Below are 18,317 nucleotides of genomic sequence, written 5' to 3'. Positions count from 1 at the left end.
CAAAAAGCTTATGAGAATCGCTCGTTTTTCACTCATGAGAAAAATCACTTACATTCGCCTCGGGGTCGCTTGGACGGTGGAGTGCAAGTTTTAAAGTGGTATTGATAAGGCAAAACGTAATTCTGCTCACAAGTGCATGAAATGATGCTTCTAGGTAATGAAAAGATGTTGTTGATGGTCGTTGCACATCTTGAAGCTCAAAGATTGGTATGAAAGCGCTAAAATGAGTAATGAAGAAAAAGCCGATTCGGTAGAATAGATGAAGGTATATCCAATCTGCCCTAGCGATTGGGTATCTATTCACTCACAACGTATCAGAAAGTCAAGGACAACCTTTGGGAAAACGAAACCGTAAGGTGGTCTCTGCGAGTCTGGCGACAGCACTGGTTGCTTCCGGAAGCCCTTACGTAGCCTCATTTGCTCAAGATGTGCAAGAGGCGGCGTCTCAGGTTCCGCCCAACCCTGCCGCCACCGCAGAACAAACCCAAGACCCCGCCGCGGCCGCGGCATCTTCCTCTCAGGCGGCAGTACCCACGCTCGCAACCGTGAGCGCATGGCCCACCGCTCAGGGAGATAAACAGGGGGACAATAAGACTGACAACGCGCAGGCAGAGCCCACCGCTCAGCCTAGCGCTTCTTCGAGCGCGCAGCCCACCGCTAGCGCCGAGCCCTCCGCGAGTGCTACGCCCAGTCCGAACGCTACCGCGCAGCCTACTGCCGAGCCCACCGCTTCTGCGAGTGCTACCGCAACCCCGAGTGCTACGGCGAGTCCTAGCGTAGAGCCCTCTAAGGATGCGACCGCTGAACCTACCGCTACGCCGACCGTAGCTCCTAGCGCAAGTGCCGAACCGAGTGTTGCTCCTACCGCAACTCCGACGGCTGAGCCGACTGTAGCTCCGACTGCGGAGCCTACGGTCCAGCCGACGGCAGAACCTACTGTTGCTCCCACTCCGGAGCCGACCGTAGCGCCTACTGTGGAGCCCACCGCAGAACCCACCAAGGATGCAACTCCTGAGCCTACGGTAGAGCCCACCCCTGAACCTACTCCCGAGCCGACGAAGGACGTAACTCCCGAGCCGACCCCGGAGCCTACTCAGGATCCGACTCCGGAACCGAATCCGGAACCTACTCCCGAACCGACCCCGGAGCCGACCCAGGACCCCGCTCCGGAACCGAATCCGGTGCCCGCTCCTGAACCGACCAAGGACGTAACTCCCGAGCCGACTCAGGAACCGACTGAGGCACCCACCCAGGATCCTTCTCAGGTTCCGGTAGTCCCGGCCCCGGTTCAGGATCCGACTAACGAGCCGACCAAGGATGCGGTTATCCCCGTGATTCCGGTAGCTCCCGTAGCTCCGGTAGAGGATAACAAGGACAGCTCGGACTCCAAGTCGGTTACCCCGATTGAGACCGAACCTGTTGCTCCGATTCCTCCGGCGAACAACCCGGTGACCACCCCCGGCACCCGTAAGGAAATCTCTGGGGAAGATGTCGTCATCTCCATTGAGCTTCCGCGACCGGGCAGCTCCTCTGACTCCTCAAGTTCCTCTTCGGGATCTTCGAGCTCTTCACCGAGCAAGGCACCGAGCGACAGGCTTGATGGCGACGATGACGATCCGTTGCGTTCTGGCGGCACCACCCTCGGACGAATCGCAGCCAATAACGGCTCGAATGACTCCATCCCCGGTGCGGCAGACTGGGTTGCTGGATACCTCTCGCGTAATAAGACCGACGAGGACCACTCCCATGAGGCAAGCCCCTCGAGCTCCTCAAGCTCGGTATCGGCTTCGAAGTCGCCTAGCTCCTCCACCTCGGCTAGCGCCAGCCGCTCCGCAAAGAGCGTGGCAAAGGCTGACGGCGCGAACGCCGCCCAGGAGCAGGCCGTGAAGAATGCGGACGCGGACGATTCCGGACTTTCCGGCATTGCACCGCTGATCCTCTTCTCACTCATCGGTCTGGTGCTGATTGCTCTGGCAATCCGCTACTTCAGCCGCGGAGCATAAGGCAAACATAACGCGTAAGAATACGCGATAATAGAGGATGTGAATCCTCAGACTTTTAGCGAAACGCGGGACAACCCCATGCGAGAGACACCTCTCTCAAAGCTGGGGGAGTCCCGCGTTCTGCGCGCTTTCATGCCGATTATCAACGCCCACAACGAGCAGGTTGCCGCTGCAGCACGCCAGGCGGGGCGCATCGAACCCCTCGAGGTGGGCCCCGGCGACGACTGTGCCGTTCTCGCCGAGCCCGCGCCCGGTCAGCGTACCGTGGTCACCACCGACACTCTCGTTGAGGACCAGGACTTTATGAACCTCTGGCCCGGCGGTATCGCACGGGCGGGCGAAGACGGTGAGTTCAATCTGGAACCCGCCCGCAGTAGCGGCTACGATGTGGGGCGCAAAGCCGCGACCCAGAACCTCGCCGACGTTGCCGCTATGGGTGCGCGCCCGGCGAGCCTCTTCATCTCCTTGAGCCTGCCCGGTAGCACTCCTTACGGCTGGATTGACGGCTTCGCCCACGGCATTGTGGACGGAATCAACGCCTGCGGAGCCACCGAATGCGTGATTGGCGGCGGCGATATTGGCGACTCCACCGAAATGTCGGTGACCGTTACCGCCCTCGGCTACACGGACCGCGCCGTGCTACGCTCCGGCGCGCGCCCCGGTGACACTATCGCCCTGGCGGGGCGTACCGCCTGGTCCGATGCCGGTCTGCGCCTGCTACTCAACCCGCTCTCCCTGCCCGCCACGGCACTGTTGCGTGCCATCGCCGCAGGCCAGGAAGTCGAAGCGGCGCTGGATGCGGTGGGACAGGCGTGGGCTCAGAAGCAGATTGAAAAGCAGGGCGAGGGATCGGCTGTTGCTCTTCCCGAGGGGCTCATCGAGCTCGCCCGCACCCTCACCCCCGAAGATGCCGCGCACATGATTGCGGTCTGCGAGCGCGCCGTCGAATCACAGCACCACCCGGTCAGCTCCATCCCCGCCGGTGAGGTGGCACGCCAGCATAAGGCAAGCTCCATGCTGGATCTTTCCGACGGACTCGTCAAGGACGCCGGGCGAGTTGCCGCCGCCTCCGGGGTGCAGATGCGCCTCGACCGCGCCGCCGTGGATGCTTTCGCCGAGCCGCTGCTACCGTTGGCGCGCCTGCTGCTGGCGATTGGTGAGCGCAACGAGGCGGGAGAGAGCCCCGTATCCCTGGCGCGCACCTTTGTGCTGGTCGGTGGAGAAGACCACGGCCTGCTGGCGACCTTCCCCGGTGAGGTACCCGAAGAGTTCGTGCCCCTGGGCACCTGCGTGGCGGACGCCCCGGAGCGCGGTCTGAGCGCTGAACTCTACGGTGCCGAGCGCCGCCACAATGCGGTGACCGGCGCGGCGGTCGTGATGGACGGCCGCTCCCTGGACGGTATGGGCTGGGAACACTACGGGGCTTCCGCGTAGGAGCTCCGCTGAGTGTTGCCGAATGTTGCCGAGTGCCGCGAGGTGCGTGCGGTTTTGTATGTTTAGTCCGTGCTTTCATCCTCCGTGCTTTCATCCCGCGGGATAGACGACGGGCAATACCGTACATTTAACCGAAATTGCCTAGAATAGAAGTACGAAATAGGCTGGATTCTGCCCGTGCCGCGGGCACTGAGAAATCAGTCGGGAACTAACCGGGAAATCAGTCGGGAACTAGCCAAAAACTCAGCCGTGAACTAGTTGAGAACTCAGCCGAGAACCGCGCGAAACTGACGAAACTGACGAGGAGGGTAGCGTGAACGCAGAACAGAACCAGCGCACCGAAGAACGCGAGATTTACCGCCGCGCCTGCGTGCGCGCCTACCGCTTCGGCGTAGCGTGGTCCACCGCCGCCCGCACCACCATCGAACGCTACCGCGAGGCGCTCAACGAACTCAACGGGTTCCCCGTGCCCGATAAGGACACCGGCTCCAATATTGCCCACACCCTGCTGACCCTGACCGAAGAGTTTGAGCGGGGCATGGAACAGGTTCTGCCCAGTGAGGATCTGCCCCGTAAGGTTCTGCCCAGCGAGGTTCTTCCCGCTGGCGAAATTCCCGGCGGGGAGGGCGCGTGCGTGCCCGAGGCGGCGGGCGCCTCCGAAGAAGAAACCCTCGCCCACCTGTGGATTCAGCTGGGCGGAATCTACGAGCACGCGATTATGCGCGCATCCCGCGTGGCGCGCGGCAACTCCGGTACTCTGCTCTGCGCTTGGGCGCTGGAGGCGGTGCGTAGCTACTGGTTCCTGCCCGGAAACCTCGCCCAGGAGCTCGGCGACGCAGGCGATGAGCTGCCGCTCGTGCGCGCTCTGGAAGCAGACTACGAACGTGTGCTGGCTGGCGGTTCCCTGCCGAAGCACCGCGAAGTGAAGCTGGAGTACGCCCACGCTGAGGCGCGCGCGATGGCGTTCGCGGCTGAGCGTATTCGCGCCAGCGTGGGGGAGCAGATGGTGCCCTCCACGATGCTGTCGGTTATGGTGGAGCTCGCCCGCCTGGACGCACACTATGATGCATCGCAGGACGCAGAAGTTGCTGACGAGGTGCTGAAAGAGCGTCGACGTGCGCTGATGCGTGCCGCCCTGGAACGTACCGCGCAGTTCCCTCCCTCGCCTGAGCTTGCTGGTTTCGTGGATGCCGGCGCGCTCGGCTTCTACCTTGCCGTGGTGTACTCCAACCCGCGTTGGGAGGGCGCAACTCTGAGCGAGGCGCAGGTAGAGTCCATGCTCCGTGCGCCCTCTGCCGGTGTGACTTCTGTAGCCGGTTCTGCGGCACGAGTGGGTTCTGAACAGGCGGGCGCTGAACCTGTCGGGCACGCAGAACACGCGGGGCAGAGCGGCTGGGAGCTCATGGGTACGCTGACCTGCGAGCCCCTCGCCCTGGCGCAGTTGCGCCCGGAGCTTGAAGCCATAGGTGACAGCCTGCTCATTACGCCCCTGGACATGGCGGCTGGACTCTGGGCGTTGCACGTGCACGTTCCCGACATCGACCCCGCCCGCGAGCTGATCATGGGCTACGGTCAGTGGTCAGATGAGCGTATTTCCTCCCTGGCGGATGGTCGTCACGCCGACCACGCGTGCGGTGCGGAGGGCGGCGCATGAGCCCCGCCCGACGTTCCGTAAATCCGCAGCAGGAAGCCCTGGACTTGGGGCTTCCTGAGCCTGCTCCCGCCAAAACTAAGCCGACAAATACTAAGCCTGCAAAAGCTGAGGCAGCGCAGAGTGAGCCCGTAGATTCTGAGTCCGTAGATTCAACGGTTGTGGAGCCTGCCCGTGCCGGTTCTGCGACCCGTGCTGATTCCGCGACCCGAGCTCGGCAGCGGAAAAAGGATGCGCCGCTACTGAGCGATGAGCAGCTCCGCACCACCGCCGAGCTGACCGTGCGCGATCTTGCCGCCTACGCCCGAGGCGAGGTGAACCGCGCCGAGCTGAGCGAACGCGCGGCACAGCGCGCCAGCGCCCCCTACCGTAAGGCACTCAAGACGCTCAAACATTCGCTGGGTCCCGCCGCGCACACCATGACCGACGACGCTATCTACGAGCTGGTCGATATTGCGTTGGCGGCACGGCAGGCAACGCAACCGGATTTAAAACAGCCGGAAGTACATCAGCCGGGGGAACCTGCACGGAAAGCACCCGCCCGGAAGAAGCCGGCTCAGAAGAAGCTGGCTCAGAAGGAACTAACTCAGAACGAACCGATCCCGCAGGAGAGCGAAACTGCCGCGCGGGATATTTCGGCGCGCCCGCAAAAGGTAACGAAGGCAAGCGAAAAGGGCGAGCAGAAGCCTGCGCCGAAGAAGAGCGCGCCCGAGGCGGAAGCTGAAAAGCCTGCGCCCAAAAAGGCTGTAGCGAAGAAGACTGCGCCCGCAGAGAAAGCTCCCGCTTCCAAAGCCTCGGTATCGAAAACCGCAGCGCCGAAAACCCCTGCAAAGCCGAAAACTGCGCCGAAGAAGACTGCTCCTGCGAAGAAAACAACCGCTGCGAAGGTTGCGGCTGAGAAGCCCGCATCAGCCGCCGCGGAGGCTAAGAGCCGTGCCCTGGCGCGCTACGCCTCCGAAGACCGCATCGAAAACGCGCCGCTCAAAAAGTACCTTCCCGCACCCAGCGCCAAGGCAATCGCCACGCACCTGGACCTGCACACCGTCGGGGAGATGCTCGAATACTTCCCGCGCAAATACCTGCCGCGCGGCGAGCTCAGCTCCTTCGCCGAACTCGTTGAAGGCCAGGACGTCACCATCATCGCCCGCGTGGTGCACGTGAGCACTCGAACCATGGCGGCGCGCCGCGGCAAAATCACGGAAGTGACCATCACCGACCGGCTCTCCGACGCCACCGGGCAGGACGCACCCGCAGGTTTTGGGGCTGCCGGTTTTGGGGCTGGCGGTCCTGTATCCGTGGTGCCCGGGCGCGCTAACCGCCCCGGCGCATCCAGCGTATCCAGAGTATCCGGCGTGCCCGCGCAGAGCTGGCAGGCGACCGGGATGCACAACCCGCGCATTAATGCGCTCGCTAACTCCACGCAGAACCCAGCTGCCCAGAACCCGGCACAGGGCAGGGGAGCGCAACCCGCCTCCTACAGCGGCTACGCAGATAGCTACGGCCAAGATTCGTTCGCGCAGGACAGTTTTGCGCAGGATAGTTTCGCGCAGGGAGGCCTCTTTGGCGTGCCCGCGCCCAGTATGACGAACCCCGGTGCGCTCATCGGCTCGCAGATGAAGCTTTCCTTCTTCAACGCTTGGACCGCCGCCCGGGAAATCCGCGAGGGTGAAACCATGATGTTCTCGGGCAGGGTCGACATCTACCGCGGCGAATACACCCTCACCAACCCACACTACGCCCTGCTCTCGAAGGACGCCTCCGGCGCGGACGTCACCGACGCCGCCACCGCCCCCGTGCCCGTCTACCGCGCCCCCGTGAAGCTGCCCACCGACCGCATTAGCGGCTACATGGCGCAGCTGCTCGAAAAGGTGCCGCTCAAAGAACTTGAAGACCCGGTACCCTACACGATTCGTCGCGCCCGCAAGGTGCCCTCGCTGGAGTGGACGTACCGCGCCCTACACACCCCCGACTCGGAGGACACCTGGCGTGCCGCGCAGGCGCAGATGCGTTACCGCGAGGCGTTCGTGCTGCAGAGCGCGCTCGCCCGCCTGCATTCGGTGCGTGCCGCGCACCTGACCCAGCCGCGCCCCGCCGTGGAGGGCGGCCTCGCCGATCGACTGCTTCAGGTTCTGCCTTACGAGCTGACCGAGGGGCAGCAGAAGGTGGGCGCTGAGATTGCCGCCGATCTGTCGAGTGAATCGCCCATGAACCGCCTGCTGCAAGGTGATGTGGGTTCCGGTAAGACCGTGGTGGCTCTGCGCGCCATGCTGCAGGTTGCCGATGCGGGCGGCCAGTCCGCGATGCTCGCCCCGACCGAGGTGCTTGCCGAGCAGCATTTGCGTTCGGTGCTGGACATCCTGGGGGATATGGCGGCGCCCGAAGACTCTGACGCTGATGATTCTGCCGCCGGTTCTGCCGAGGGAGCTCCCGCGGGGAGCGGGGAGGAACCCTGCCGTGTGCGTGTGCGCCTGCTGACCGCCTCCATGGGTACCCGCGCCAAGCGCAAGGTACTGCAGGAGCTCGCCGACGGCACCGCCCAGATTGTGATTGGCACCCACGCCCTGCTTTCCGACGAGGTGAGCTTCCACGATTTGGGTCTGGTCGTCGTGGACGAGCAGCACCGTTTCGGCGTGGAGCAGCGCGACAGCCTGCGCGGCACTGACGGCGCCCTGCCGCACCGCCTGGTCATGACCGCAACGCCCATTCCGCGTACCGTCGCCATGACCGTGTTCGGTGACCTGGACGTGTCCGTGCTCGACACCCTGCCCGCGGGCCGACAGAAAATCTCAACCCACGTGGTGCCCCTTGCCGAGAAGCCCGCCTGGGCGTCCCGGCTGTGGAGGCGCGCCCGCGAAGAAATCGACGCGGGTCACCAGGTGTATGTTGTCGTACCCAAAATCGGGGAGGAGGGCGACAGCTTGGAGGAGGGCGCCGCGTTCTTTGGCGCATCCAACCTGAACGGTGCAGGAACCGGTGGGGGCGCGGGCAACTCTGCCCAGGGCTATTTCGGTCAGGGCGGTAGCGCCAGTAGCGACGGCAAGGTTCAGCTGACCTCGGTCGCCTCAATGTACTCCTACCTGAGCGCCGAGGACGCCCTCGTCGGCGTGCGTATCGGCACCCTGCACGGCCGCATGGACCCGGCGGAGAAGACCGCCGTCATGACCGCTTTCGAGCGCGGTGAGATTGACCTGCTCATCAGCACCACCGTCATTGAGGTGGGCGTGAACGTCCCGAACGCCACGCTCATGATCATCATGGACGCCGACCGCTTCGGCATCTCGGGCCTGCACCAGCTGCGCGGTCGTGTGGGTCGCGGCGGCTACGCGGGCACCTGCCTGCTGGTGACCCGCCAGGAGGAGGGCGGCGTGTCCCGCGAGCGCCTGGATGCGGTCGCCTCCACCACGGACGGCTTTGAGCTTTCCCGCATCGACCTGGCGCAGCGCCGCGAGGGTGATATTCTGGGTGCTGCACAATCGGGCTCGAAGAGCACCCTGCGGTTCTTGCGGGCGCTCGCCGATGCCGACATTATTGAGCGTGCTCGCGAGGATGCCCGCTCGGTGGTGGAGAAGGACCCGACGCTGGCTAAGCATCCGTCTTTGGCGCGTACGATTGACCGTGCCCTGGACGCTGACCGTGAGGCGTTTCTCGGCAGGGGATAAGTACCCGGCAGGGGTGAGTGCTCTGCCCGCCTTGCTCACCAGCCCGCCCCGCCCATCGCTTACCAAAACCGCAGCTACCTAGCTGTTAACTACTTCAGAGGAGAGACCCTATGAGCCGTATTATTTCCGGTGCTGCCGGAGGCGTTCGCCTTGCTTCGGTTCCGGGGGATAATACTCGCCCGACCACCGACCGGGTGAAGGAATCCCTCTTCTCCAAGTTGGAGAGCTACGACATTATTCGTGGCGCCCGCGTGCTGGACGCTTTCGGCGGCTCGGGTGCGCTGGGTTGCGAGGCGCTCTCACGCGGTGCCGCCTCCGTGACTCTGCTGGATACCTACCCGAAGGCTGTTGCGGTGATTCGTAAGAACGTTGCCGCGGTGGAGAAGGCGATGGGCCGCACCGGCACCGGTTCTTCTGGTGCTACCGGTTCTGCGGCGCGCGTGCAGCAGTCTCAGGCGCTGACCTACGTGAAGTCCGCCTCCGGGCCGTGGGATCTGGTGTTTGTTGACCCGCCCTACGCCATGCCGAATGAGCAGGTCAGTGAGCTGCTGGAGGCGCTCACCCCCAAGCTTGCCGAGGGTGCCGTGGTCGTGGTGGAGCGTTCTTCGCGCGATGCGGAGCCGGTGTGGGGCGAGGGCCTGTACTGTTTTTCGACCCGTCAGCACGGCGAGACGGCTCTCTACTATGTGGAGCCTGACGAGGTGGAGGAGCAGGCGGGCGACGAGTTCGGCAACGAATCTGGCGAGGACGCTGAAGAGCTAGCCGCCTAAAATCGCCGCCCGACCTTTCTGCCCCCAGCCTGCGCTCACCCGCATCCTAAATTCGCCCGCATCTACTCATTCCAACCTCTGATATTTATTCGTGAAGGGACCGCCATGATTGCCCTCTGCCCCGGATCTTTTGACCCCGTGCACCACGGCCACCTGGAAATCATTGCCCGCGCCGCTCAGCTCTTTGACAAGGTGATCGTGGGCGTGGCGCACAATAGCTCCAAGAAGTACCGCTTTACCCTGGAGGAGCGCGTGCAGCTGGTGCGTGAGTCCCTGCAGGAGCTCGGCATTGAGAGTGCGAGCGTGGAGCCAATTCCGCCGGACGTGCTGCTTGCCGAGTACGCGGCGGAGCGTGGTGCGAAGGTGCTGGTGAAGGGTCTGCGTTCGGCGACGGACTACAGCTATGAGGCTCCGATGGCGAGCATGAACCGCCACCTGGCGCAGGTTGAGACGGTGTTCCTAGCGGGTGAGGACCGCTACGGTGCGGTGTCGTCCACGATTATTCGTGAGGTGGCGTCGCTGGGTGGTGACGTGACTCCCTTCGTGCCGGAGGCGGTCGCCCGCGCCCTGAAAAACGCCTAGATAAACGCCTCATCAGCCCGGGCCAACCCGGATGCGCACCCGTCCGACACGCCCGACACGCACACGGCGCAGCAAACTGCGCCGCCGGCCGGACGCTTAATTACCTCTGGAATGCTCCGGCCGGCTGGTTATGTGCCGCGCGGCGCCTCCTTAAGGGGATATTTAAGAGGTGAGCGCCACTTAAAGAGATTTAAAAGGGGCTTAATCTTGATTAACGGTGCGAATGACCCCTAGAATGGGACTTTGGTTTATACATTTCGTAAGGAGAAACGCCATTTCACGTGCAGACGCATCGCCGCTGGTTGTATCAGTCACTAACCTGATTCACCGCCCCGGCACCATGGAAACTCTCACTGAGGTTCTGCCCGCACCGGCAGACCTGGGTAACGCGCTCATCGGCGTGGAAGAGGGTTCGGATATTGACCTCGATATTCGTATGGAGTCTGTTGTTGATGGTATCCTAGTAACCGGCTCCGTTGTCGTGGATGTACACGGCGAGTGTAGCCTTTGCTTGGATCCGATTGATTACGAGATGTCGGCCAATATTCAAGAGCTTTTCGTCTTTGAGAAGGCCCCGGCTGGCGGCCCCGAAGACGAAGTAGATGAGCAGTACGCCGTTGAGGATGATTCCATCGACCTTGAACCGGCTCTGCGGGACGCAGTAATCCTTCAACTGCCGTTCCAGCCTGTTTGTAGGGATACCTGCCAGGGTCTGTGCGCCGATTGCGGTGCGCGCCTGGAGGATGACCCCGGGCATCATCACGAGGTGTTGGATCCGCGCTGGTCGGCCCTACAGGGCCTGCTCGGTGCAGATACCGAAAACTAAATTGTTGTTACTAGAGATTGTGAGATAGCTGTGGCTGTTCCCAAGCGCAAGATGTCCCGCGCTAACACCCGCGCACGCCGTTCCCAGTGGAAGGCATCCGTGCCCCAGCTGGTTAAGACCGTTGAAAACGGTCGCGTGACCTACAGCCTGCCCCACCAGGCAAAGGTTGTAACCGACGCTGCAGGCAACGCCCTGTTCCTGGAGTACAAGGGCCGTAAGGTTGCAGACGCCTAAGAAGCGGTGAATCCTTATGACTGAATTTCCTAGTGTTGATACTAGGGAGTTGCGTAAACGTCTCGGAGTCGATATCGACGCCGAGACGTTTTTGCTATCCCTAACCCACCGCTCCTACGCCTTCGAGAACCCCGGAGTGGAGCATAATGAGCGCCTGGAGTTCCTGGGCGATTCGGTGCTTTCCCTGGCGATCGCTGAAGAAGTGTACCGACGCTACCCCGACCTGCCCGAGGGTGAGCTCGTGAAGCTGCACCACGTGGTGGTGTCTACGGTGGCGTTGGCGAAGGTGGCACGCGACCTGGATCTGGGCAGGTACATCCTGCTCGGTAAGGGCGAGATTCACACCGGCGGCGCCGATAAGGACTCAATCCTTGCCGACACCATGGAGGCGATTTTCGGCCTGACCTACCTGGAGTGCGGTCGCGAGGCGGCTCGTGACCTGGTGTTGCGCCTGATTGCGCCGCTGCTCGACGATGAGAAGGTCCTGAACTCTGGACGCGACTGGAAGACCGAGCTGCTGAACCTTGCCACCGCCCGCGGTTGGGGAGACGTGCGCTACGAGGTCACCGGCGAGGGCCCCGATCACGCGCGCGTGTACACTGCGGTCGCTATTGTGGCGAACCAGCAGGCCGGTACCGGTGTGGGTCCGAGCAAGAAGGAGGCGGAGCGCCTTGCTGCTGAGCAGGCGTACCGCGTTCTGGTTTAGGCTCATTCAAGCATCCTGCAGGTCTGTTAGCTCTGTGGGCTCTTGATTCTGCAGCCCCGCTGATTGGAGGGAACCATGCCCGAACTGCCCGAGGTGGAAACCGTTCGCGCAGGTCTAGCCGACCATTCGTTGGGTCGGCCCGTGCGGGCGGTGCGCGTGGTTGATGCCCGTTCGCTACGCAGGCACCTGCCCGGTCCCGCACACTTTGAGGCGGCACTCACCGGCAGGACGCTGCGCGGTGCCTACCGCCGCGGCAAGTACCTGTGGCTGACCCTGAGCGAGGCGGATGGCGCGCTTGCCGACGAGGCGCTCGTGGTGCATCTGGGTATGAGCGGTCAGCTGCTCGTGCGCGATGAGCCGGGCAGTGACTCGGGTAATGATGCGGAGGCTCGCGCGGCCTTTGACGAGCAGCCGCGGCACCTGCGTGTGGCGCTCGAGCTAGGACCGGCGGGAGCTACCAGCACTGCGGGAGCTACCGGTAGCATGGTGAGCGCCAACCGGGCGAGCACCGGGCAGCGCTTGCTCTTCGTAGATCAGCGCATCTTCGGCGGCATGTTCCTCAGTCCGCTGGTGCCGGACGTACCCGCAACGGTTGCAACGAATGAAGTAGCGCCGGGTGAAGTACCGTTGGATGAAGTACCGGAGCGTTTTCTAGTACCGGAAGCGGTCAAGCACATTGCCCGCGACCCGCTGGACGAATTCTTCGACCCCGCAGCGGTGCGCCGCAAGTTCCTGCGCACCTCCAGCGGCATTAAGAAGGTGCTGCTGGACCAGTCGGTGATCTCCGGCGTGGGCAATATCTACGCCGACGAGGCGCTGTGGCGTGCGCGGCTGCACTACGCGAAGCCCGCACGCACCCTCAGTGCCGCGCAAACCCGCGAACTGCTGGAGGCGGTCACGCAGGTACTGCGCGAGTCCCTGGCGGCTGGCGGCACAAGCTTCGACGCCCTGTACGTGAACGTGCTGGGGGAGTCTGGCTACTTTGAGCGCTCGCTGAACGCCTACGGCCGTGCCGGGGAGCCCTGCCACCGTTGCGCGGAGGCGGGCCGCACAACCCTGATGGTGCGCGAACCGTTCCAGAACCGTTCGTCCTATCGTTGCCCGCACTGCCAGCGGGCGCCGCGTTCTCGCTAGATAAAGGCTCACGACAGGCACAAGCTCACGCTAGATATGCGAATGACGGTGTAGCCACGTTCCTCCCATACGGGGGATGTAGCTACGCCGTCATTCGTTTAAACCTCAGTTGTATAAAACAGGGGCGGGGGAGCCAGCCCGAAAGCCACCCCGATAAGAAGCAACTGGCGGCTGTACCTATCGCTTGTACCTGTCCCCGTAGAACAAGCCCAGACGCTCGTAGCCTTCTTCAATCGACACGGCGGGTTCCCACTGCAGCAACTCACGGGTGCGGCGCTGATCAAACCAGTGTGCGGTCGACAGCTGCTCGGCGAGGAACTCCGTCATCGGCGGCTCATCACCGGCGGTCACGTTCTTTGGCAGACGCTCCCAGACGCGCTCAATGACCTTACCCGCCAGGGCCGCAACCTTCGCCGGAACCGAGAAGCGCGGGGCGGGAACGCCCACCGCCTCACAGAAACCACCCAGTAGTTCAGCGATAGTGCGCGGCTGGCCGTTCGTGACCACCAGCGCCTTGCCTGCAAAAGCGTCGAGGCGCTGATAGCCGCGCACCAACGCATCCGCGGCGTTATCAATGTAGAGTGTGTCAATTAGGCCCGTACCGCCAGAGAGCAGCGGCAGGCGCCCGGTGGCGGAACGCTCCAGAATACGCTCCACCAGCTGGGTATCGCCCGGACCCCACATCAGGTGCGGGCGCAACGCGCCGGTGTGCATGACCCCGCCCGAGGGCAGGGGCGTGCCGTTCGCCTCCAGAACCAGCAGCTCGGCGGCCGCCTTGGAACGGGCGTAGTTGCCGCGCGCGTGCTCCGGGGATGCCACGCCGGCGCCGTCACCCACGATGGAAGATCCCGCGTGCGCCACCGAGGGCGAAGAAATGTACAGGAAGGTGCGCACCGAGTGGTTCAGCGCCGCCTGCAACATGGTGCGGGTGCCCTCAATGTTGATGCGCTCATAGTCAGCCCACTCGCCGCTGACCGAAACCTTTGCCGCGGCATGCACCACGCCATTCACGCCGGTCATCGCCAGATCCACAGCCTGCGCGTTCGTAATATCGCCGCGCACCTGCTCAAAACGCGGGCGAATCAGATCGGGCAGAAGCGCCGCAATACCCGAATCACCACGCTGAAAAACGCGCACATCATAACCGGCACGCAACAACGCCAGCACGCTCTCACGACCCAGTAGGCCGCTCGCGCCGGTAAAGAGGATGCGCTCGCCAATACGCGGCGCAAAATCGGGCTCCTCAACCGGGCGCAGCGAACGCGGGGCGGGATCGGTGTAGCGTGCCGCCAGCGGCTGCGCAGGCTTGCGGAACCGAGCCGTCGGGGAAGTCACCGCATGCGCAGTCGACAGGCGGGGTGAGGGCTCATGGGAAGAGGACTCACGCGAAGAATGAGGGGACATCATACTCCTTAGACTTAGGGATCCGGCAGGCGCTTACGCCCCCGCAAGGACCTTCGACGCCCACTCACCCAGGGCGGGGCGGTCAATCTTCGAATTATGGCGAATATCGGTCGGATGCTCGTGCACCACCAGCACCGCGGCAAGCTCCACGCCGGTATCCTCGGCAACCTTCTGACGCACCAGCTGCGACAGCTCGAAGGGTGCCACACCCTCCGCAATGGGGAAGCGGCGAGCGCCGGGCACGCGATCGAGCAGGGCACGCTTGAACGAGGATGCCGACTGGCGCGCCTCCAAAGCGGCAGTATTTGCGGACGCCTCAATGACCAGCACCGGAGCGGCAGTACCGGCAGGGCCCACCGCCACCAGGGCGGCGCGGCGCACCTCCGGCAGGGACTCGGCGGACTGCTCAGCCGCAACCGGGGTCAGCACACCCTGCGAAGTCAGCAGCACGTGCGCGAGGCGACCCTCAACCCACAGGCGACCCGAAGCATCCAGGTGCCCGACGTCACCGGTGTGATGCCAACCCGGAGTGCTAATGGACTGCTCCTCAGTCACCCACAGGGTATCGTAGCGGTCCTTCACATGCGGTGCCGAGACCAGAATCTCACCGGTCACACCCGGCTCATGGGTCAGCTCATCCGCCACCGAACCGTCCTGCAGCAGCGGCGCAATAGCCACCGCCGCACCGTACACCGCAAAACCAACGCACACGCCGTCACGGGCGAACGGGTCAAGCACCTCACCGGCAGCATTCGGGGTGCCCTCAGCAATCGCCTGACGAATCATCTCGAAAGACACATCGGTCACCGGCAGACCCTCGGTCATGCCGTACGGGGTGTGCAGGGAGGCGTTCGGCACCAGGGCGGAGAGCGCCTCCAGCAGTGGCACAGGAATCGGCGCGCCAGCACTCAGCACGGTCTGAACCTTGGCCAACGCCGCACGCTGCTCAGCGTTCAGCTCATCGGCGGTCGCCACCACATTCACCAGGGCGGCGGGGGAAGCAAACACGACCGACGCATCAATAGCCGCCGCAGCCGACGCCAATGCCGAAGCCGTCAGAGTCTTCGGGCGGGTCACATCCATCGTCGGGGTCACGCTGGTAGCACCCAGCGCCGGGCCCAACAGTGCAAACGGCGCGAAGCCAGCCACCAGACCGCTACCGGGCGCAAAACCGTACGTATTCGCAATGGCATCACGCATACCCGCCAGCTGACGCTGCGTGTACACCACACCCTTAGCCGGGCCGGTCGAACCGGAGGTGTACAGCACCGCCGCATCAGCATCCGGCACGGGGGAGGGGAACTCCACCACGGTCGGGGTGGGCACCGGCGCACCCGGAGTACCGTCAGCGGCGGGCGCGGTAAACACCGAACCGGCAACGCCCAACAGCTTCTCCTGCACCGAACCCAGCGGCTCCACAGAAATACGCACACCCGGCCACAGCAGGGTACGGGCGGCACTGAGCGCGGCGGGAATACCCACCAGGAAGCTCGGGTTAGCGCCCTTCAACGCGCGAGTCAGACCCGGAATACCCAGACCGGTATCAGCCACCACAATGACAGCGCCCAGCTTCATGCAGGCGTAAATCAGGGTGGTCAGGCGGGCACCCGGAGGCACCATCAGGTTCACGCGGTCGCCCGGACGCACACCCAGAGCATGCAGGCGGGTCGCGGCGGCGTTGACCTGCTGGTTCAGCTCAGCCCAGGTCAGGGTCACAGAAACGGAGGTGCCATCACCCTTGGGGTCCATGTCCACCACGGCGGTGGAGGCATCATTGGCGCGTTCGGTCAGGGCTGCGAGCATGGGGCGGAACGCCGCGGGAACAGCACCCTCAGCGGCAGTGCCCTCAGCGGCAGCGCCCTCGCCGGTAGTCAGACCGTGGCGGCGTGCGCGGGCGGCACGATGCTCCGCCTCCGCATTACGCGCCGGAACCAGCATGCCGTCCTCCAGCGTGCCGAAAGTCTGCGCAAGCCACGAAATCATGGGGGAGGCAATATCGTAATCCTCAATGACCAGATGCGAGGCCTTCTCGTAGCGGTGCACCTTTGCCTGCGGCATGCGCTCCATCAGGTCGAACAAGTAGCGGCGCTGGAACACCGGGTCCTTCGTGCCCCACTGGAAGAACGCGGGCACGTCCAGGTCACGGATCTGCTCGGCAATACGCTGCATCGGCGTATAGGAAGGAATATCGGTGCCGGTCGGAATATCGCCCACAAAATTACGCACACCCTCACGCCACGCCGAATGAGCGTACGGCGCACGGTACGTACGGTAAATCGCCTCGTTCAGAGGGCTCGGGTACAGGCGCTTGGGCTGCTGACCCACCGGCTGCGGCAGGGCACCATCAAGCGCCCCGGCACCGGCAGAACCCGGCGCGGGCAGGCGGCCCTCATTCTGAGCCAAACCCAAGGTCACATCAATAAATGCGGTCGAATCGTGAGTACCCCACTCGTGCACTCCCAACGCCAGGCGCAGGGCGGCAGGGATATTCTCAATGCCGTCATGGTAGACCGCGGTGTTCGTCAGCATCACGCCCGAAAGAATCTCGCGATGCTCCAGCGCCCAACCAAAGGACACCAGCCCACCCCAGTCATGGGCGAGGGTCACGAGCGGCTTATCGGTCTCATCCAGACCGAGCGCCTTCGTGAAATCACCCAGGTCAGCGATACGGTCGGTCAGGGTGCGGCGCTCACCCTCCAAATCCAGGTGGGTGCGCTCCGAATAACCCATATCAATCTGATCAACCGCAACCACACGCCACGGGGCGCGCTCATTCACGCCCGCATCCAGCACGGTACGCCACAGGTACGACCAGGTCGGGTTACCGTGCACGCACAGGATCGTGCCAATCGGCTCCAAACCCTGCTCGACCAGCACCGGAAGGTTATCCAGGTAGTGCCAGCGGCGCGCGCCAGCCTGCTGCGCCCGCTGCTCAATGGGGGCGGAGGTGGGCACCTCCAGAAGGTGGGAGTAGCGCGGGTTCACGCCCGCCCATTCCTCCGGATTGTAGGGAGGCTGAGCCTTAGGGAAGTTCAAATGGCGCATGCTGGGGGAATCCTTCCGGATCGAATCGGTGAATGTCTACCGCACAAAAGCTATAGGTTGCCGGCTAAGGGCTGCCGGCTAACGGGTTACCACTGAATCTCAAGTAGGGCAGTGTTCAGGCCAGAACCCACACCCATGCACAGAATACGGTCGCCACTCTTGTAAGTCGGTGCGCACTCGGCGAGAGTCATCGGCAGAGCCGCCGCAGCCACATTGCCCCACTTCGGGAAGGTCAAGGGGATGCGCTCACGCTTAATACCGACCGCCTCAATAATGGCGTTCGTGTGGGCGTTAGAAATCTGATGGGTCACGTAGGAGGTCATGTCGTTCCACTCCCAGCCGTCCTGATGCGCCTGCTCCCAGGCCTGCGCCACCAGCTCCAGGCCGTGCTTAAGCAGGCCCTCGGCGTCAGTGTTCATGCCCTGATCCGCCTCGCCACCGATGCACAGGTTACGGTGCTCAGTGCCCGCGCGGGACACCGAACCAACGATGCGGTGGCCCTCCGGGTGGCGGTCAGCGCGACCAATCACAGCCGCTGCCGCACCCGAACCGAGGGTCAGGGTCGCGAACTGAGCCAGCACATCCTCGCGGGTCGAATCGGGGTTGTTCAGGATGCGCACCGCGGTACGGTGCCACGGGGAGGGGTCCTCGCCAGCGACAATCAGGGCATAGTCGATAGCGCCCGCATCAATCATGGTGGAGGCGACAGTCATCGCGTTCACGAAGCCCAGGCAGGCGTTCGTAATATCGAAGTTCAGGGCGTGACGCGGCAACTCCAGGCGGTCATGCACACCCACCGAAACGGCGGGCTCAAAGTTATCGCGAGTCACCGAAGCGTTAATCAGCAGGCCAATCTGGGAACGGTCAAT

General features: G+C 63.6%; 13 protein-coding genes. 10 read left to right on the top strand and 3 right to left on the bottom strand.

From position 1 onward, the window contains the following. Positions 1 to 335: 335 nt before the first annotated feature. The 10 genes from HMPREF2528_RS08245 to mutM all read left to right on the top strand — a co-directional run bounded on the left by HMPREF2528_RS08245 (position 336) and on the right by mutM (position 12,999). The gene (locus HMPREF2528_RS08245) at positions 336 to 2,003 is read left to right on the top strand and encodes a PT domain-containing protein (protein WP_070543715.1); all 1,668 of its coding nucleotides are present in this window, start codon (positions 336 to 338) and stop codon (positions 2,001 to 2,003) included. A 78-nt stretch (positions 2,004 to 2,081) separates the two neighbouring features. Continuing rightward, on the top strand, positions 2,082 to 3,437 hold the full coding sequence (locus HMPREF2528_RS08240; RefSeq protein ID WP_070543714.1) for a thiamine-phosphate kinase: 1,356 nt from the start codon (positions 2,082 to 2,084) through the stop codon (positions 3,435 to 3,437). A 313-nt stretch (positions 3,438 to 3,750) separates the two neighbouring features. Then, a complete protein-coding gene (locus tag HMPREF2528_RS08235) occupies positions 3,751 to 5,091 on the top strand; it encodes a DAK2 domain-containing protein (protein ID WP_070543713.1) in 1,341 nt (446 codons plus the stop codon). Then, positions 5,088 to 8,747 carry an ATP-dependent DNA helicase RecG gene (locus tag HMPREF2528_RS08230; RefSeq protein WP_083297894.1) on the top strand — a complete coding sequence of 1,220 codons (3,660 nt, stop codon included), beginning with the start codon at positions 5,088 to 5,090 and terminating at the stop codon, positions 8,745 to 8,747. Before HMPREF2528_RS08235 ends, HMPREF2528_RS08230 begins: the two co-directional genes overlap by 4 nt. A 110-nt stretch (positions 8,748 to 8,857) precedes the next feature. Continuing rightward, entirely contained in the window at positions 8,858 to 9,517 is a 660-nt protein-coding gene (gene rsmD / locus HMPREF2528_RS08225) for a 16S rRNA (guanine(966)-N(2))-methyltransferase RsmD (RefSeq protein WP_070506062.1), read from the top strand. Between the two features lie 105 nt (positions 9,518 to 9,622). Beyond that, positions 9,623 to 10,099: a pantetheine-phosphate adenylyltransferase gene (gene coaD, locus HMPREF2528_RS08220; RefSeq protein WP_070543712.1), complete on the top strand. Its 477-nt coding sequence runs from the start codon at positions 9,623 to 9,625 to the stop codon at positions 10,097 to 10,099. 223 nt (positions 10,100 to 10,322) lie between these two features. Next, a complete protein-coding gene (locus HMPREF2528_RS08215; RefSeq protein ID WP_371326312.1) occupies positions 10,323 to 10,925 on the top strand; it encodes a YceD family protein in 603 nt (200 codons plus the stop codon). 30 nt (positions 10,926 to 10,955) lie between these two features. Beyond that, positions 10,956 to 11,159, top strand: a complete 204-nt coding sequence (gene rpmF / locus HMPREF2528_RS08210; RefSeq protein ID WP_005505656.1) for a 50S ribosomal protein L32 — start codon at positions 10,956 to 10,958, stop codon at positions 11,157 to 11,159. Between the two features lie 16 nt (positions 11,160 to 11,175). After that, a complete protein-coding gene (gene rnc / locus HMPREF2528_RS08205; RefSeq protein ID WP_012903342.1) occupies positions 11,176 to 11,865 on the top strand; it encodes a ribonuclease III in 690 nt (229 codons plus the stop codon). Positions 11,866 to 11,940: 75 nt separating this feature from the next. Further along, the gene (gene mutM, locus HMPREF2528_RS08200) at positions 11,941 to 12,999 is read left to right on the top strand and encodes a bifunctional DNA-formamidopyrimidine glycosylase/DNA-(apurinic or apyrimidinic site) lyase (protein WP_070543711.1); all 1,059 of its coding nucleotides are present in this window, start codon (positions 11,941 to 11,943) and stop codon (positions 12,997 to 12,999) included. Positions 13,000 to 13,176: 177 nt separating this feature from the next. Here mutM and HMPREF2528_RS08195 read toward each other — a convergent pair whose 3' ends face one another. From HMPREF2528_RS08195 to HMPREF2528_RS08185, 3 genes are all read right to left on the bottom strand, one after another. Beyond that, positions 13,177 to 14,403: an NAD-dependent epimerase/dehydratase family protein gene (locus HMPREF2528_RS08195; protein ID WP_070543710.1), complete on the bottom strand. Its 1,227-nt coding sequence runs from the start codon at positions 14,401 to 14,403 to the stop codon at positions 13,177 to 13,179. A 33-nt stretch (positions 14,404 to 14,436) separates the two neighbouring features. Then, on the bottom strand, positions 14,437 to 17,448 hold the full coding sequence (locus tag HMPREF2528_RS08190; protein ID WP_070543709.1) for an alpha/beta fold hydrolase: 3,012 nt from the start codon (positions 17,446 to 17,448) through the stop codon (positions 14,437 to 14,439). 86 nt (positions 17,449 to 17,534) lie between these two features. Then, a partial coding sequence (locus tag HMPREF2528_RS08185; protein WP_246823920.1) for a 3-oxoacyl-ACP synthase III occupies positions 17,535 to 18,317 on the bottom strand: 783 nt, incomplete at its 5' end.

Origin of the sequence: Rothia sp. HMSC078H08 (assembly GCF_001808955.1) — a bacterium.
Taxonomy (GTDB): domain Bacteria; phylum Actinomycetota; class Actinomycetes; order Actinomycetales; family Micrococcaceae; genus Rothia.
The sequence above is the reverse complement of the archived record's forward strand: the minus strand, read 5'-3'. Positions and strand labels throughout refer to the sequence as shown.

Bases quoted from the DNA above. Each gene is read 5' to 3' on its own strand.
- HMPREF2528_RS08190 (WP_070543709.1), bottom strand. From the start codon at position 17,448: ATGCGCCATTTGAACTTCCCTAAGGCTCAGCCTCCCTACAATCCGGAG.
- HMPREF2528_RS08195 (WP_070543710.1), bottom strand. From the start codon at position 14,403: ATGTCCCCTCATTCTTCGCGTGAGTCCTCTTCCCATGAGCCCTCACCC.
- rnc (WP_012903342.1), top strand. From the start codon at position 11,176: ATGACTGAATTTCCTAGTGTTGATACTAGGGAGTTGCGTAAACGTCTC.
- mutM (WP_070543711.1), top strand. From the start codon at position 11,941: ATGCCCGAACTGCCCGAGGTGGAAACCGTTCGCGCAGGTCTAGCCGAC.
- coaD (WP_070543712.1), top strand. From the start codon at position 9,623: ATGATTGCCCTCTGCCCCGGATCTTTTGACCCCGTGCACCACGGCCAC.
- HMPREF2528_RS08230 (WP_083297894.1), top strand. From the start codon at position 5,088: ATGAGCCCCGCCCGACGTTCCGTAAATCCGCAGCAGGAAGCCCTGGAC.
- HMPREF2528_RS08240 (WP_070543714.1), top strand. From the start codon at position 2,082: ATGCGAGAGACACCTCTCTCAAAGCTGGGGGAGTCCCGCGTTCTGCGC.
- HMPREF2528_RS08215 (WP_371326312.1), top strand. From the start codon at position 10,323: ATGACCCCTAGAATGGGACTTTGGTTTATACATTTCGTAAGGAGAAAC.
- rsmD (WP_070506062.1), top strand. From the start codon at position 8,858: ATGAGCCGTATTATTTCCGGTGCTGCCGGAGGCGTTCGCCTTGCTTCG.